12 protein-coding genes are annotated in these 14,117 nt (G+C 70.6%); 5 read left to right on the top strand and 7 right to left on the bottom strand.

Annotated features, from left to right (window positions below; all coding sequences use genetic code 11):
* Positions 1-2 precede the first annotated feature (2 nt).
* From R6V09_RS01975 to leuA, 5 genes are all read right to left on the bottom strand, one after another.
* A complete protein-coding gene (locus R6V09_RS01975) occupies positions 3-668 on the bottom strand; it encodes a response regulator transcription factor (protein ID WP_317879560.1) in 666 nt (221 codons plus the stop codon).
* Positions 665-1,813, bottom strand: coding sequence for a sensor histidine kinase (locus R6V09_RS01970; protein ID WP_317879559.1), 1,149 nt, complete (start codon positions 1,811-1,813; stop codon positions 665-667). The genes R6V09_RS01975 and R6V09_RS01970 overlap by 4 nt, the downstream gene beginning before the upstream one ends.
* A 61-nt stretch (positions 1,814-1,874) precedes the next feature.
* Positions 1,875-3,947, bottom strand: coding sequence for an MMPL family transporter (locus tag R6V09_RS01965; RefSeq protein ID WP_317879558.1), 2,073 nt, complete (start codon positions 3,945-3,947; stop codon positions 1,875-1,877).
* Positions 3,948-4,103: 156 nt separating this feature from the next.
* The gene (locus R6V09_RS01960) at positions 4,104-4,808 is read right to left on the bottom strand and encodes a TerB family tellurite resistance protein (protein ID WP_317879557.1); all 705 of its coding nucleotides are present in this window, start codon (positions 4,806-4,808) and stop codon (positions 4,104-4,106) included.
* A gap of 196 nt (positions 4,809-5,004) precedes the next feature.
* On the bottom strand, positions 5,005-6,744 hold the full coding sequence (leuA, locus tag R6V09_RS01955; protein ID WP_317879556.1) for a 2-isopropylmalate synthase: 1,740 nt from the start codon (positions 6,742-6,744) through the stop codon (positions 5,005-5,007).
* Between the two features lie 345 nt (positions 6,745-7,089).
* Here leuA and R6V09_RS01950 point away from each other — a divergent pair, with 345 nt between their 5' ends.
* The 4 genes from R6V09_RS01950 to R6V09_RS01935 are packed head-to-tail and all read left to right on the top strand — an operon-like array spanning position 7,090 to position 11,114.
* Positions 7,090-8,157, top strand: coding sequence for a M4 family metallopeptidase (locus R6V09_RS01950; protein WP_317879555.1), 1,068 nt, complete (start codon positions 7,090-7,092; stop codon positions 8,155-8,157).
* Between the two features lie 44 nt (positions 8,158-8,201).
* Positions 8,202-8,468 (top strand): protealysin inhibitor emfourin, encoded by a 267-nt coding sequence (locus R6V09_RS01945; protein ID WP_317879554.1) that lies wholly within the window; start codon positions 8,202-8,204, stop codon positions 8,466-8,468.
* A 46-nt stretch (positions 8,469-8,514) separates the two neighbouring features.
* Positions 8,515-9,855, top strand: a complete 1,341-nt coding sequence (locus R6V09_RS01940) for a GH1 family beta-glucosidase (RefSeq protein WP_317879553.1) — start codon at positions 8,515-8,517, stop codon at positions 9,853-9,855.
* Positions 9,852-11,114, top strand: coding sequence for an MFS transporter (locus R6V09_RS01935; RefSeq protein WP_317879552.1), 1,263 nt, complete (start codon positions 9,852-9,854; stop codon positions 11,112-11,114). Before R6V09_RS01940 ends, R6V09_RS01935 begins: the two co-directional genes overlap by 4 nt.
* A gap of 6 nt (positions 11,115-11,120) precedes the next feature.
* Here R6V09_RS01935 and R6V09_RS01930 read toward each other — a convergent pair whose 3' ends face one another.
* Complete coding sequence (locus tag R6V09_RS01930) at positions 11,121-11,975, bottom strand: NAD-dependent epimerase/dehydratase family protein (protein WP_317879581.1); 855 nt, start codon at positions 11,973-11,975, stop codon at positions 11,121-11,123.
* 118 nt (positions 11,976-12,093) lie between these two features.
* Between R6V09_RS01930 and R6V09_RS01925 the strand changes: the two genes are divergently transcribed.
* The gene (locus tag R6V09_RS01925) at positions 12,094-12,972 is read left to right on the top strand and encodes a helix-turn-helix transcriptional regulator (RefSeq protein ID WP_317879551.1); all 879 of its coding nucleotides are present in this window, start codon (positions 12,094-12,096) and stop codon (positions 12,970-12,972) included.
* Positions 12,973-13,117: 145 nt separating this feature from the next.
* Here the strand turns inward: R6V09_RS01925 and era are convergent, their stop codons facing one another.
* On the bottom strand, positions 13,118-14,077 hold the full coding sequence (era, locus tag R6V09_RS01920; RefSeq protein ID WP_317879550.1) for a GTPase Era: 960 nt from the start codon (positions 14,075-14,077) through the stop codon (positions 13,118-13,120).
* Positions 14,078-14,117 lie beyond the last annotated feature (40 nt).

Genomic DNA, 14,117 nt, shown 5'->3' with positions numbered 1-14,117 from the left:
CGTCACAGCCTCCCCGGTGTCACCATCCCGGACTCGTACGCCACGATCACCAGCTGTGCCCGGTCCCGCGCCCCGAGCTTGCCCATGATGCGGCTGACGTGCGTCTTCGCGGTCAGCGGACTCAGGCCCAACGCTTCGGCCACTTCGGTGTTGTTGAGGCCGCGCGCGACCAGGGCGAGCACTCCGCGTTCCCGTGCGGAGAGGCATTCGGGGCCGCCGGTGGCGGGCGCGGCGGGGCTGCGCAGGAAGCGGGCGATGAGCCGGGCCGTCGGACCCGGTGACAGAAGCGCCTCTCCGGCCGTGACCGTGCGGATCGCGTCGAGGAGTTCGGCCGGACGGGTGTCCTTGACCAGGAATCCGGAGGCGCCGGCGCGCAGCGCGTCCACTACGTGCTCGTCAGTGTCGTAGGTCGTCAGGACGAGGATCCGCACCCCGGCGAGGTCCTCGTCGGCCGCGATCAGGCGGGTCGCCTCGATGCCGTCCAGGTCCGGCATACGGATGTCCATCAGGACGAGGTCGGCGCGGGAGGTGCGGGCGAGCGCCACGGCCTCACGGCCGGTGGCCGCCTGTCCTACGACCTCCATGTCCCGCGCCGATTCGACGAGCATCGCGAACGCGGCCCGTACGAGCGTCTGGTCGTCGGCGAGGAGTACGCGGATGGCGGTCACTGTGCTCCTTCGGTGTGCGCCCGCAGGGGCAGTACGGCGTTCACGGCGAAGCCCGCCCCCTCCAGCGGCCCGGCGGTCAGCGTGCCGCCGACACTGCGCACCCGTTCGCGCATGCCGACAAGGCCGAAGCCGGGCGGAGCGGAACCGCTGCCGAGTCCGTCGTCGGTGACGTCCACGTGCAGGGCGCCGTCCCGCTCGTGCACACCGACCCGCACGGTGAGGTCGGCGCGCCCGCCGTGCCGTACCGCGTTGGTGAGGGCCTCCTGGACTATCCGGTAGGCAGCCGCGCCCACGGCGGCCGGGACGGCGTCGGCGACCACCGACAGGTCGACCTTCGCCCCCGCACCCCGGGCCGTAGCCGCGAGGTCGGGCAGTCCGTCGAGGCCGGGCAGCGGGCCGCGCTCGTCGGGCGGGCCGTCCTCCCGGAGCACCTCCAGCGTCGTACGCAGTTCCCCGCGTGCGCTGCGGCAGGTGTCCGCGATGTCGTCGAGGGCCTTGGCCACGGCGGCCCGGTCGAGGCGGTCGGGGTCCTCGGTGAGCACGTGCGCGGCCACCGAGGTCCGCACGCCGATGAGGGTGATGCTGTGCGCGAGCAGGTCGTGCAGGTCGCGGGCGATACGCAGGCGTTCCTCGGCGACGCGGCGGCGGGCCTCCTCCTCGCGGGTGCGTTCGGCTCGCTCGGCGCGTTCGAGGGCCGCCTCCGTCAACTGGCGGTGAACGCGGAGGTAGCCGCCGAGGACGAGCATGGAGACGACCCAGCCGGCGATCTGGAAGCTCTCGGCGACCCCGGCCATGCCGTCGCCGAGCTTGAGCCCCACCATCAGCCCGATGACGGAACAGCCGACGATCACCGTGCGCCGGACGCTGCCGGTGACCGCGACCGTGTAGAGCAGCACCATGGAGGCGCCGGTCGGCGCGGAGTGGTTGTAGTCGTGCTCGTGGAAGGTCGCGATCAGCGGGATCATCACGGCCAGCACCAGCAGCGGGGCGCGTCGCCGCCAGACCAGCGGGACATGCAGGACGAGCAGCAACGCCCAGCCGAACGCGTCCGGCCGCCGTCCGCTGCCGAAGCTGACGGCGACGATCGACGCGAGCACGGCGAGGCCGGCGGCGAGGAACGCGTCCTGCCGCCGGACGCTCGTCATGACTGCCCGCCTCACGGGGTTCATCTTCCGTCAGCCGAACGCGCTGCCGACAGCGAGGCCCTCACACCGGCTCCGGCTGCCGCTCCGGCCGTACGGCCTCGGGCTCCCGGGACAGCCGCCCCGGCCACCACACCTTCCGCCCCAGCAGCACACTCGCGCTGGTCACCAGGTACGTCCGCACGAGGAAGGTGTCCAGCAGCACGCCCACCGCGATCACGAAGCCCAGCTCGACGAGTTGCACCAACCCCATGTTCGTCAGCACCGCGAAGGTAGCGGCGAGGACAAGCCCAGCGGAGGCGATGACCCCGCCCGTCGTCCGCAGGGCGGTCAGCGCGGCGGCGACCGGCTCCGCGCCCCCGGTCGACTCCTCGCGCATCCGGTGCATGAGGAAGATGCCGTAGTCGACGCCGAGGGCCACCAGGAAGACGAAGGACAGCAGCCCCAGCCCCGGGTCGGTCCCCTCGAATCCGAACAGCGGCCCGAACACCAGCCCGCCGATGCCGAGCGCCGCACCCCACACCGCGATCACGGCGGCCACCAGCATCAGCGGCGCGACCAGCGACCGCAGCAGGACGATCAGGATCAGCAGCACGGACGCGAGGACGATCGGCACCACGACGAGCCGGTCCCGCGCGTTGGTGTCCCGCAGGTCGATCTGCTGGGCGCTGGGCCCGCCGACGTAGGAGCCCTTGAGCGTGTGCCGCAGGTCGCCGATGGTGCGGGTCTCGGCCGCCGACTGCGGGGTGCCCACGGCGGTGACGGAGATCTCCGTCCAGCCGTGTCCGCTACGGCCCTGCTGGGTGCCCGCGACGCCCCGGGTGGCCCGGATCGTGGCGAGGGTCGCGTCGGCGCGGGCGGCCGGGGTGACGACGTCGATGGGCTGCGCGGAGCGTTCGGGGTAGGCCTCGGCGAGGGTGCGCATCGCGGTGACGGAGTCGGGGCGGTCGACGAAGGAGTCGTCCTGCTTGAGGGAGCCGGGCAGGTTCAGGGTGCCCAGGGCGAGTGCGCCGAGCAGGGCGGCGCCGCCCACGAGGACGAGCAGGGGTCGGCGTCCGGCGGAGCTGCCCATCGCGGTGAACAGCGACCGGCGGGCCTTGGGCGTGGAGCCGTAGGCCGGGACGAGCGGCCAGAACACGCGGCGGCCGAGGAGGACGAGGAGCGCGGGCAGCAGCGTGAGCATCGCGACGAGCGCGGACAGCACGCCTACGGTCCCCAACGGGCCCATTCCGCGGCTGGAGTTGAGGTCGGCGGCGAGCAGGCACAGCAGGCCGGCTGCGACCGTGCCGGAGGAGGCGAGTACGGCGGGCCCGCAGCCGCGCAGAGCGGCGCGCATCGCGTCGTAGGGGCGCTCCACGCGTCGTAGTTCCTCGCGGTAGCGGGAGACGAGCAGCAGGGCGTAGTCGGTGCCCGCGCCGAAGGCGAGGATCGTCATGATGCCTGTGCTCTGGCCCGAAATGGTCGTCCCGAAGGCCTGGTTGAGACCGTATGCGATCCCTGTGGACAGGAAGTCGCCGACTCCGGCGACGGCCAGCGGGACCAGCCACAGGACCGGGCTGCGGTAGATGATGATCAGCAGGATGGCGACGACGGCGACGGTCGTGTAGAGCAGCGGGCCGCCGAGCGAGTCGAAGACCTTGCCCGCGTCGGTGGCCAGTGCGCCCGGACCGCCGACCTGGACCGTCAACCCGCCCTTGTCCCGGGCGACTTGGCGGATGTCGTCGACGAGGGCGGTGCGCTTCTTCTCGTCGGTGCCGGGCCAGTTGCTGGTGACCGGGTACATGAGGGTGGTGCCGTCGGCGGACGGGACGCCGTGCGGTGTCGCGGCGAGCGGGTGCAATGCGCCGATCTTCGCGAGCTGTTGGGCGGCCTCGGACCTGTCGGCGGCCGTGAGTCCACTGTCCCGGTGGTAGACGAGGACCAGTTCGGTGGTCTGGCCGCCGGGCAACTGCTCCTGGATCTTGGCGACTTGGGTGGAGTCCGCGCTCGCGGGCAGATAGTCGGTCACCCGGTCGTGTGTGACGTCACCGAGCTTCGACGCGAACGGCGAGGCCAGCGCGAGCACCCCGATCCAGAGCGCGAGCACCACCCAGGGGATGGCTCGTCGCCTTGTGCTGTTCCTCTGTTCGGCCCCCATGGAACGGGCCCCCTCCCGGCGCGGCGCGGATGTCTGGTTGCGCTCTCCAGACTTCCGGCGCGGGAGGGGTGAGTCGTCGCGCGGGAGGGCGAGTTCGGGACTACTGCCAGGGGTGTCCGTGCGGCCGTATTACTCCCTGGGGAGTAGTGGCACGGACTACGACGGCGTACGCGCCGCCGCCAGCAGCCGTGTCACGTCGTCCGAGCAGATGGTGAGGGCCGCGCCCACGGTCGCGAGGGCGTCGCGTTCCGCGGGGGTGTAGGGGCCGTCGGCGAGGGCGATGCGGGCACCCTGGAGCAGGATCGATTCGCGGCCTGCCGGGGCGAGGTGGGGGGCGAGCGGGTCGAGGGCCTCGTGGAGTTCTATGGCGAGGCCGGCGCCGCTGGGTTCGCCGAAGATGCGGCCGGTGTCGGCGGCCAGGGCCTCGACGAGGGCGCCGAGCTGGTCCTCGGTGCAGTCCTGGAAGCCGGCGGCGCGCACGGTGCCCGCGGCGGCCTCCAGGGACGTACGGGCGCAGGTGCCGCCCGTGGCGAGGACCGCGAGGGCGACCGTGTGCACGGCGTCGCGGAGCATCGCGGAGAAGCGGCTCGTGGTGGGGTGGTCGAGGACGTCGGTGCCGTAGTGGCCCTGGCAGGCGGCGCACTCGACGACCGGTCCTGTGTCGCCGCGTGGCAGCACCGGCATGCCGAGCAGGGTGAAGCGGCGGCGCCCGGTGAGCCGCTGGTAGTTGCGGTCGCCCCCGCAGCCGGGGCAGAAGAACTCGCCGTCTCCGACGCTGGTCCACGCGGTACGGATGCCCAGCACGCGCGCTGCACGGCCCTCATGGACAACTCGGCCGTCTCGTCCCCGTTCTGGCAGCACGTCGCACCTCCGTAACGCCGCGGCAACATCGCCGCGCTGGCGTGATGTTAGCCACATTGTTGAGCTGGAGTCAGTACCCAGGACGAGACCTTCCCGTGACCTGCACATGGAATGGCCGGGAAACGACGGGGCCCCGCCCGCCGGAGAGCGGCGTGCGGGGCCCTTGAGCGACGGGTAAACCGCCGGTCAGGATGGTTCAGCGGGTAGCGCGGTTGACGGCGGAGACGACAGCCTTCAGTGAGGCACGTGTCGTATTCGCGTCGATCCCGATTCCCCACAGAACCTTGTCGCCGATCGCGCACTCGATGTACGAGGCGGCCTGCGCGGAGGCGCCCTCGCTCATCGTGTGCTCCTGGTAGTCCAGGAGCCGTACGTCGATGCCGACGGACTGCAGGGCGTCGAAGAAAGCGGAGATCGGGCCGTTGCCGGAGCCGGTCAGGACGGTGTCGACGCCGTCGACGGTGGCCTCGACCTTGAGCGTGTCCACGCCGTCGGTGTCGGTGGTCGACTGGCCGGTCTTCACCTGGATACGGCCCCAGGGGTTGTCCGGGTTCGGCAGGTACTCGTCCTCGAAGGTCGCCCAGATCTCCTTCGGGGTGACCTCGCCGCCCTCGGCGTCCGTCTTGGCCTGGATCAGCTTCGAGAACTCGATCTGCATCCGGCGCGGCAGGTCCAGCTTGTGGTCGTTCTTCAGGACGTACGCGATTCCGCCCTTGCCGGACTGCGAGTTGACCCGGATGACGGCCTCGTAGGAGCGGCCGACGTCCTTCGGGTCGATCGGCAGGTACGGGACGGCCCACTCGATGTCGTCGACGGTGACGCCCTTGGCCTTGGCGTCGGCCTCCATGGCGTCGAAGCCCTTCTTGATGGCGTCCTGGTGGGAGCCGGAGAAGGACGTGTAGACCAGGTCGCCCACGTACGGGTGGCGCGGGTGGACCTCCATCTGGTTGCAGTACTCCCACGTACGACGGATCTCGTCGATGTTGGAGAAGTCGATCTGCGGGTCGACGCCCTGGGAGAAGAGATTCATTCCCAGCGTGACCAGGTCTACGTTGCCGGTGCGCTCGCCCTGGCCGAACAGGCAGCCCTCGACGCGGTCGGCGCCGGCCATCAGGGCCAGTTCGGCGGCGGCGACGGCCGTACCGCGGTCGTTGTGCGGGTGGATGGACAGCACGACGTGCTCGCGGCGGGACAGGTGGCGGCCCATCCACTCGAAGCGGTCCGCGTGCGTCGACGGGGTCGAACGCTCCACCGTGGCAGGCAGGTTGAGGATGATCTCGCGGCCCGGGCCGGGCTGCCAGACGTCCATGACCGCCTCGCAGACCTCCAGCGCGAAGTCCAGCTCGGTGTCCGTGAAGATCTCGGGGCTGTACTGGTACCCGAACTCGGTCTCGGGGCCCAGCAGTTTCTCGGCGTACTCCATCACCAGGCGGGTGCCGTCGACGGCGATCTGCTTGATGTCGTCCTTGGAGCCGCGGAAGACCACGCGGCGGAAGACGGGCGCGGTCGCGTTGTAGAGGTGCAGCGTGGCGCGCTTGGCGCCCTTCAGGGACTCCACGGTCCGCTCGATCAGGTCCTCGCGGGCCTGCGTCAGCACGGAGATCGTGACGTCGTCCGGGATCGCGCCCTCTTCCTCGACGATCGAGCGCACGAAGTCGAAGTCGGTCTGCCCTGAGGCCGGGAAGCCGACCTCGATCTCCTTGTAGCCCATCTTGACCAGCAGGTCGAACATCGCGCGCTTGCGCGCCGGTGACATGGGATCGATCAGGGCCTGGTTGCCGTCCCGCAGGTCCGTGGAGAGCCAGCGGGGGGCGACGGTGATCCGCTGCTGGGGCCAGGTGCGGTCGGGGATGTCGACCTGCTCGTACTGGCCGTACTTGTGGATCGGCATGGAACTGGGCTGCTGGCGATTGGCACGGCTGTGGCTGGTTGCCATGATGCGGGGGCTCCTCGTGGTGTCCTGAAGGACGGCCGACGACGCAACGCGAAGCTCCGCGGGGAGGGAGTCGACCTGGACTACAGGCCCTCGCCGCGGCAGCTAAGGAGAAGCAGCCCGTAACGCATGATGCGAAGCATGCTAGCCGAGTGGTTCTGGACGTGCGGCCGCGTATCAGTATGCGGGACTGCAACCCCTCAGGGGCGCGAGGAACTGCGCGACCAGCCACACTCAGCCGTCGCCTGATAACACAGAGCGACCATTCCTGAGTGGAGCATCCTCACATTTCACCAATCAAGGTCGCACGTAGTGACATGCCGCTAACGGAGTGCCATCGTGCCGGGCATGACGACACACGGGGGCTTCGAGCCCGTCTTCTGCACGATCATCCCGCCGCACATCCTCGACAAGATCGTCCAGCACGAGGACCCCGCAATCTCCGGTCCCGCCCGCGAGACCCTGCAGCGCGACGCCTACGAGCGCACCCACCGCCGGCTGACCACCGTGCTCGGCGCCCCGACCCTCGCCGCGCCCGCCACGACCGACAAGCCGCGGCGCACGATCTACGACGCCAAGCACAAGCAGGACCTGCCCGGCAAGAAGGTCCGCGCCGAGGGCTCGGAGCCCGGCAAGGACGCGACCGTCAACCGCGCCTACGCGGGCCTCGGCGCCACCTTCGAGCTCTACCTCAACGCCTTCAACCGGCACTCCATCGACGGCGAGGGCCTGCCGCTCAACGCGTCCGTCCACTACGACGTGAACTACGACAACGCGTTCTGGAACGGCGAACAGATGGTGTTCGGCGACGGCGACGGCGAGCTGTTCCTCGACTTCACCATCCCGGTCGACGTCATCGGCCACGAACTCACCCACGGCGTCACGCAGTACACCGCGAACCTGACCTACTTCGGCCAGTCCGGCGCCCTGAACGAGTCGGTCTCCGACGTCTTCGGCTCGCTCATCAAGCAGTACTCGCTCGGCCAGACCGCCGCCGACGCCGACTGGCTGATCGGCGCCGGGCTGCTCGCCCCGCGCGTCACCGGTGTCGCCCTGCGCTCCATGAAGGCCCCGGGCACGGCCTACGACGACGACGCCCTCGGCAAGGACCCGCAGCCCGCGACGATGGACGGCTTCATCAAGACCGGTAGCGACAACGGCGGCGTGCACCTCAACTCCGGCATCCCCAACCACGCCTTCTACCTGGTCGCCGACGCGCTCGGCGGGCACGCCTGGGAGAAGGCAGGACAGATCTGGTACGACGTGCTGACCGGCGGCGAGCTCAAGAAGGACGCCCTGTTCACCGACTTCGCCACGCTCACCGTCGCCGCCGCGAAGACCCGGTTCGGGGACGGCGGCGAGGAGCTGCAGGCCGTGCAGAAGGCTTGGGAACAGGTCGGGGTGCCGACCTCGTAGTCGCGGCAGTCGCGCCGTACCCGTATCCGTACTAGACAGGACCCATGCGTATTCAGGTACGACGCACGGGCGGGTTCGGTGGCATCGAGCGCCGCGGCGAGGTCGACACCTCGGCGCGGCCCGACGCACACGAGTGGCACGCGCTGGCCGAACAGGCGGTCGCCGACGGCCAGCGCACGCCGAAGACCGGTGTCCCGGACGGCTTCCACTACGAGATCACGGTGGACGGGAAGACCGTGTACACGGCCGACCCCCGGCTTACGGAGGAGCAACGGACGCTGATCTCAAGGGTGTTGAAGGAAGGTGCGTAACTGCTTGTTCACGCCCGCCCGTTGACACCCGTTACCAGCGGTACGGATGATCCGGCGCATGGCGACTGATGCAGGCAACCCGATACCTCGGTTCCCGGCCGATTTCCTCTGGGGTGTCTCGACCTCGGCCCACCAGATCGAGGGCGCGGCGGGCGAGCGCGAGCCCTCCGTATGGGACGTGTTCGAGGCCGAGCCGGGCCGGATCAAGGACGGTTCGACGGCGGCGGTGGCCTGCGACCACTTCCACCGCCACCACGAGGACGTGGCCCTCCTGGCCGGCCTGGGCGTGGACGCGTACCGCTTCTCGATCTCCTGGCCGCGGGTGAACTCCCCCGGCGGCCTCGACTTCTACGACCGTCTCGTCGACGAACTGGGCGAGGCGGGCGTGCGTCCGGTCCCGACCCTGTTCCACTGGGATCTCCCGGTCACGCAGGACTGGCTGGATCGGGACACGGCGTCGCGTTTCGCCGAGTACGTGTCCGTGGTCGCCGACCGCCTGGGCGACCGGGTGAAGAAGTGGATCACCCTCAACGAGCCTGCGGAACATACGCTGTTGGGGCACGCGCTGGGCGCCCACGCCCCCGGAAAGACACTCCTCTTCGACGCGCTTCCGGTCGCCCACCACCAACTCCTGGCCCACGGTCTGGCGGTACGGGCGCTGCGCGCGGCCGGTGCCACCGACATCGGGATCGCCAACTCGCACGGCCCGACCTGGCCGGCGTCCCAGGAGCCGGAGGACATAGAGGCGGCGAACTTCTACGACCTCCTCCTGAACCGCCTGTTCGCCGACCCCCTGCTGCTGGGCGAATACCCCTCCGGACTCGGCGAGTTGATGCCCGGGGACGTCGAGTCCGACCTCAAGGTGATCGCCGAGCCGATCGACTGGTACGGGATCAACTACTACGCGCCGAGCCGGGTCGGGGCACCCCAGGGCGCGGAGATCGAGTTCGGCGGACTGACCCTCCCGGCCGAACTCCCCTTCTCGGTAAGGGACATCGAGGGCGTCCCGGTCACGGACTTCGGCTGGCCGGTGGTCCCCGAGGGCCTCACCGAACTCCTCACCACCTTCCGCGACCGCTACGGCGACCGCCTCCCGCCCGTCGTCATCACCGAGAACGGCTGCTCCTACGAGGGCGTCGACGACCAGGACCGGATCGCCTACCTCGACGGCCATGTCCGGGCGCTGCACGGGGCGTTGGAGGCGGGCGTGGACGTCCGCGGCTACTTCGTGTGGTCGCTCCTCGACAACTTCGAGTGGGCGGAGGGCTACGAGCGGCGCTTCGGCCTCGTCCACGTCGACTACGAGACGCAGGCGCGCACCCCGAAGGCGTCGTACGGCTGGTTCCAGGGCCTGCTGCGGGCGCAGAGAGCGCGGGTGGAGGGATGACGACGGCCGACGCGGTCTCCGCGTCCGGTGCCCTCGCCGAGCCCGTCGAACGGGTCGGCCGGGGCTGGACCTCCGCGCTCTCGCTCGCCAACGGGGCGATCTGGGTGGGCTGGTACGGCCCGCTGCAGATCCTGCTGGCCTCCCAGGCCAAGGACTTCGCGCCCGGCACCGGCATGTCCAAGGAGACGATGCTGGCGTGGGTGACCGGCGCGGGCGCGCTGGTGTCCCTGGTCGCCAATCCGCTCTTCGGCGCGCTGTCCGACCGTACGACGGCGCGTTGGGGCCGCCGTACGCCGTGGATCGTGGCCGGGTCGGCGGGCGGGGCGCTGTCGTTGCTGCTGCTCGCGGGGGCGGGCGGGGTGTGGACGATGGCGGCCGGCTGGTGCCTGGTCCAGCTCACCCTGAACGCGGCCTTCGCGGCGGTCACGGCGGCCGTCCCCGACCGCGTCCCGCGCCTCCAACGGGGCTCTGTGGGCGGCTGGTTGGGCGCCGCGCAGATCCTGGGCGTGGTCGGCGGGACCGGGCTGGCGACGGCAGCCGGGGGCATCGGGGCGGGCTATGTGGCGTGCGCGGTGTTCACGGCGGTGGGCGTGCTGCCGTACGTACTGCGCTACAAGGACCTCCAACTCCCGCCGGAGACCCGCCCGCCGTGGTCCTGGCAGGGCTTCCTCAAGGGCTTCTGGCTGAGTCCGCGCCGCTACCCCGACCTCGGCTGGGCATGGCTGACCCGCTTCCTGATCAACCTGAGCAACGCGCTGGTGCTGCTGTACCTCCTCTACTACCTGCGGGACCGCCTGCACTACGACGACCCCGACCAGGGCGTACTGATCCTGACGGCGGTGAACGGGCTGACGCTCCTCGCCACCGTCGTGGTCGGCGGGGTGTGGTCCGACCGGGTCGGCCGCCGCAAGCCGTTCGTGATCTGGTCCGGCGTCCTGATGGCGGTGGCGACGGCGGTCCTCGCGGGCTGGCAGACCTGGCCGGGCGCGATCGCCGCGGCGGCCCTCCTGGGCATCGGTTTCGGCGTCTTCACCTCGGTCGACTTCGCCCTGATGACGGACGTACTCCCGAAGGCCCTGGACCGCGGCAAGGACCTCGGCGTCATCAACGTGGCGAACGCCCTTCCCCAGGTCGCGGCCCCCGCCCTCGCCGCGCCGATCGTGACGTATCTGGGCGGGTACCGGGTGCTGTATCTGGTGTCGGCGGTGATCGGGATGGTAGGGGCGTTGCTGGTGCGGCGGATTCGGGGGGTGGACTGACCCGGGTCAGAGCACGCCCGCGTCCCGGGCCGACCACGCCGTCGGGAACAGTGGACGGTAGCCCAGTTCCCGGCGGATCCGCTCGGTGGACATGATGCCCAACCACGGGTCGGGGTCGGTGCGTTCGTGGAGTTCGGCGGGGATCCCGACGCCGTTGAGCAGATGGAGTTCGACCGCGGTGACCGGGGCGTCGTCGGCGATGTTGTAGATCCGGCCGGCGACTCCCGGGGCGTGCAGGATGCGCAGGAGGCCCTGGGCGACGTCCGCATGGTGGCCCATGTGCAGGCGTTGGTTCGACGCCCAATGGGCCGCCCAGCGCAGGGAGTTGGCGAGATGAGGATCGCCCTCGCCGTAGACGAAGGGGAGTCGGGCGACGCGGACGTCCATGTCGTCGAGCGCGAGGAGTTCCCGTTCGGCCGCCGCCTTCGCTTCGGGGTAGGCGCCCCACATCTCGCCGCCGGGCCGGCTCTCGTCCTCCTCGGTCATGGGGCGGCCCCGTCCGGTGCCGTACACGAGCCCCGTGCTGACCTGGACGAAGCGCCGTACGCCGGAGGCGAGTGCTGCGTGGCCCAGTGCCACCGCCGCCGCGTGGTTGACGGCCCAGGTCTCCTCGTCCGGTACGCCGCGGAAGGACGCGGCGACGTTCACGACCGCGTCCACGCCGGAGACCGCCTTGCCGAGTGCGGCCTCGTCCCGCAGATCGCCGAGCACGACCTCGGCGCCCAGCTCCGCGAAGGGTTCGGCGCGGGCCGCGTCCCGCACCAGGACCCGTACCCGATCCCCCGGCCTGGACTGTGCCAGCAGCCTCGGTACGAAGCGGCGGCCGACCTGTCCTGTCGAGCCTGTCACCAGTGTCAGCATCATGTGCTCCTCTCGTCCCGACCAGCTTCGAGCGGGTGGGCGGGTACCGGGAGAGACCTTCCGATCAGGGGATCGACAGTCCCTGGATAAGCCGGGCGGACTGCCGCACGCTGGAAGGGTGAACCGAGCCGAACTCGCCGACTTCCTGCGCCGGGGCCGGGCCCGCCTGGACCCCTCCGACGTGGGCCTCACGGCCGGCGCCCGCCGCCGTACGCCGGGCCTGCGCCGCGAGGAGGTGGCGCAGCTCGCCGGGATGTCCGTGGACTACTACACGCGGCTTGAGCAGTCCCGCGGCCCGCGCCCGTCCCGCCAGATGCTCACGGCGCTCGCGCGGGCGCTGCGGCTCACGGAGGACGAGCGCGACCACCTCTTCCACCTGACGGGCGAGGAACCGCCACGCCGGGGAGGCGGGTCCGCGCACCTGCGTCCGGGCCTGCTCCTGGTCCTGGACCGGCTGCACGACACCCCGGCGCACGTGTCGAGCGACTGCGGCGAGATGATCGCCCAGAACGCGATGTCCCGGGCGCTGACGGGCGACGCGCTCGCCCGGCCGCCCCGGGACCGCAACCTGCTCCGCCGTTTCTTCCTGAACCCGGAGGCACGGGAGATGTTCCCCCCGGAGGACGTGCCGGAGCACGCGCGCTCCCATGTGGCGAACCTGAGGGCGGTGGCGGCGGCCCGCCCCGACGACCCGGAGCCGGCCGCGCTGGTGGCCGAACTACGGTCGGGGAGCGAGGAGTTCGCGCGCCTGTGGGAGGAACACGAGGTCGCCATACGGCGGCAGTCCACGAAGCGCTTCCGTCACCCGCTGGTCGGCCTCCTGGAGCTGGACTGCGAGATCCTCCTGAACCAGGACGCCCACCACCTGCTGATCATCCACACGGCCCGCCCGGGCACGGAGTCGTACGAACGCCTGCAGCTGCTGCGGGTGGTGGGGTTGCAGGACATGAGCCCGACCCCCCTGGGGGCTGCGCCCCCAGACCCCCATCGGCCCTGAAGGGGCCTCGTCCTCAAACGCCGGACGGGCTGGTTTTCAGCCTCTCCGGCGTTTGAGGAGCGGGGTCTGGGGCGGAGCCCCAGAAGGATGGGACGGGTAGGGGCGGCGGGGGCGAAGAAAGCCCCTCAGAACCCCAACTCCCCCTCTAGAACCCCAGCTTCCGCAACTGCCGAGGATCCCGCTGCCAGTCCTTCGCCACCTTCACATGCAGGTCCAGGAACACCGGCGTCCCCAGCAACGCCTCGATCTGCTTGCGCGACTTGATGCCGACCTGCTTCAGGCGCGCGCCCTTGGGGCCGATGATGATGCCCTTCTGGCTGGGCCGCTCGATGTAGACGAAGGCGTGGATGTCGAGGAGGGGCTTGTCGGCGGGGCGGTCCTCGCGCGGCAGCATCTCCTCGACGACGACGGCGATGGAGTGCGGGAGTTCGTCCCGGACGCCTTCCAGCGCCGCCTCGCGGATCAGTTCCGCGATCATGACCTGCTCGGGCTCGTCGGTGAGGTCGCCCTCGGGGTAGAGGGCGGGACCCTCTGGCAACAACGGAATGAGCAGGTCGGCGAGCAGATCCACCTGCTGGTCCGCGACCGCCGACACCGGCACGATCTCCGCCCACTCGAAGCCCAGCTCCTTGCCGAGCTGATCGACGGCGATGAGCTGCTCGGCGAGGGTCTTGGAGTCGACGAGGTCGGTCTTCGTGATGATCGCGATCTTCGGCGTCTTCTTGATCGACGCCAGTTCCTTCGCGATGAAACGGTCGCCCGGGCCCAGCTTCTCGTTCGCCGGCAGACAGAAGCCGATGATGTCGACCTCGGCCCATGTCGTACGGACGATGTCGTTGAGCCGCTGGCCGAGCAGCGTGCGCGGCTTGTGCAGGCCAGGGGTGTCGACCAGGATCAGCTGGGCGTCCGGTCGGTGCACGATGCCACGGACCGTGTGCCGTGTGGTCTGCGGCTGGTTGGCGGTGATCGCCACCTTCTGGCCGACCAGAGCATTCGTAAGGGTGGACTTGCCCGCGTTGGGGCGGCCCACGAAGCAGGCGAAGCCGGCGCGGTGAGGGGCCTCGGACGGCTTGGATGACGGGGTACGAACGCTCATGGCGCCCATTGTCCCTGATCCACAAGCCCGCGCCGCACAACAGTCCACC

This window comes from Streptomyces sp. W16, assembly GCF_033194735.1.
In the GTDB taxonomy this organism is placed as follows: domain Bacteria; phylum Actinomycetota; class Actinomycetes; order Streptomycetales; family Streptomycetaceae; genus Streptomyces.
The sequence above is the reverse complement of the archived record's forward strand: the minus strand, read 5'-3'. Positions and strand labels throughout refer to the sequence as shown.

Coding starts and splice junctions, on each gene's coding strand:
- R6V09_RS01970 (WP_317879559.1), bottom strand. CDS start 1,813: ATGACGAGCGTCCGGCGGCAGGACGCGTTCCTCGCCGCCGGCCTCGCC.
- R6V09_RS01965 (WP_317879558.1), bottom strand. CDS start 3,947: ATGGGGGCCGAACAGAGGAACAGCACAAGGCGACGAGCCATCCCCTGG.
- leuA (WP_317879556.1), bottom strand. CDS start 6,744: ATGGCAACCAGCCACAGCCGTGCCAATCGCCAGCAGCCCAGTTCCATG.
- R6V09_RS01950 (WP_317879555.1), top strand. CDS start 7,090: ATGACGACACACGGGGGCTTCGAGCCCGTCTTCTGCACGATCATCCCG.
- R6V09_RS01945 (WP_317879554.1), top strand. CDS start 8,202: ATGCGTATTCAGGTACGACGCACGGGCGGGTTCGGTGGCATCGAGCGC.
- R6V09_RS01940 (WP_317879553.1), top strand. CDS start 8,515: ATGATCCGGCGCATGGCGACTGATGCAGGCAACCCGATACCTCGGTTC.
- R6V09_RS01935 (WP_317879552.1), top strand. CDS start 9,852: ATGACGACGGCCGACGCGGTCTCCGCGTCCGGTGCCCTCGCCGAGCCC.
- R6V09_RS01930 (WP_317879581.1), bottom strand. CDS start 11,975: ATGCTGACACTGGTGACAGGCTCGACAGGACAGGTCGGCCGCCGCTTC.
- era (WP_317879550.1), bottom strand. CDS start 14,077: ATGGGCGCCATGAGCGTTCGTACCCCGTCATCCAAGCCGTCCGAGGCC.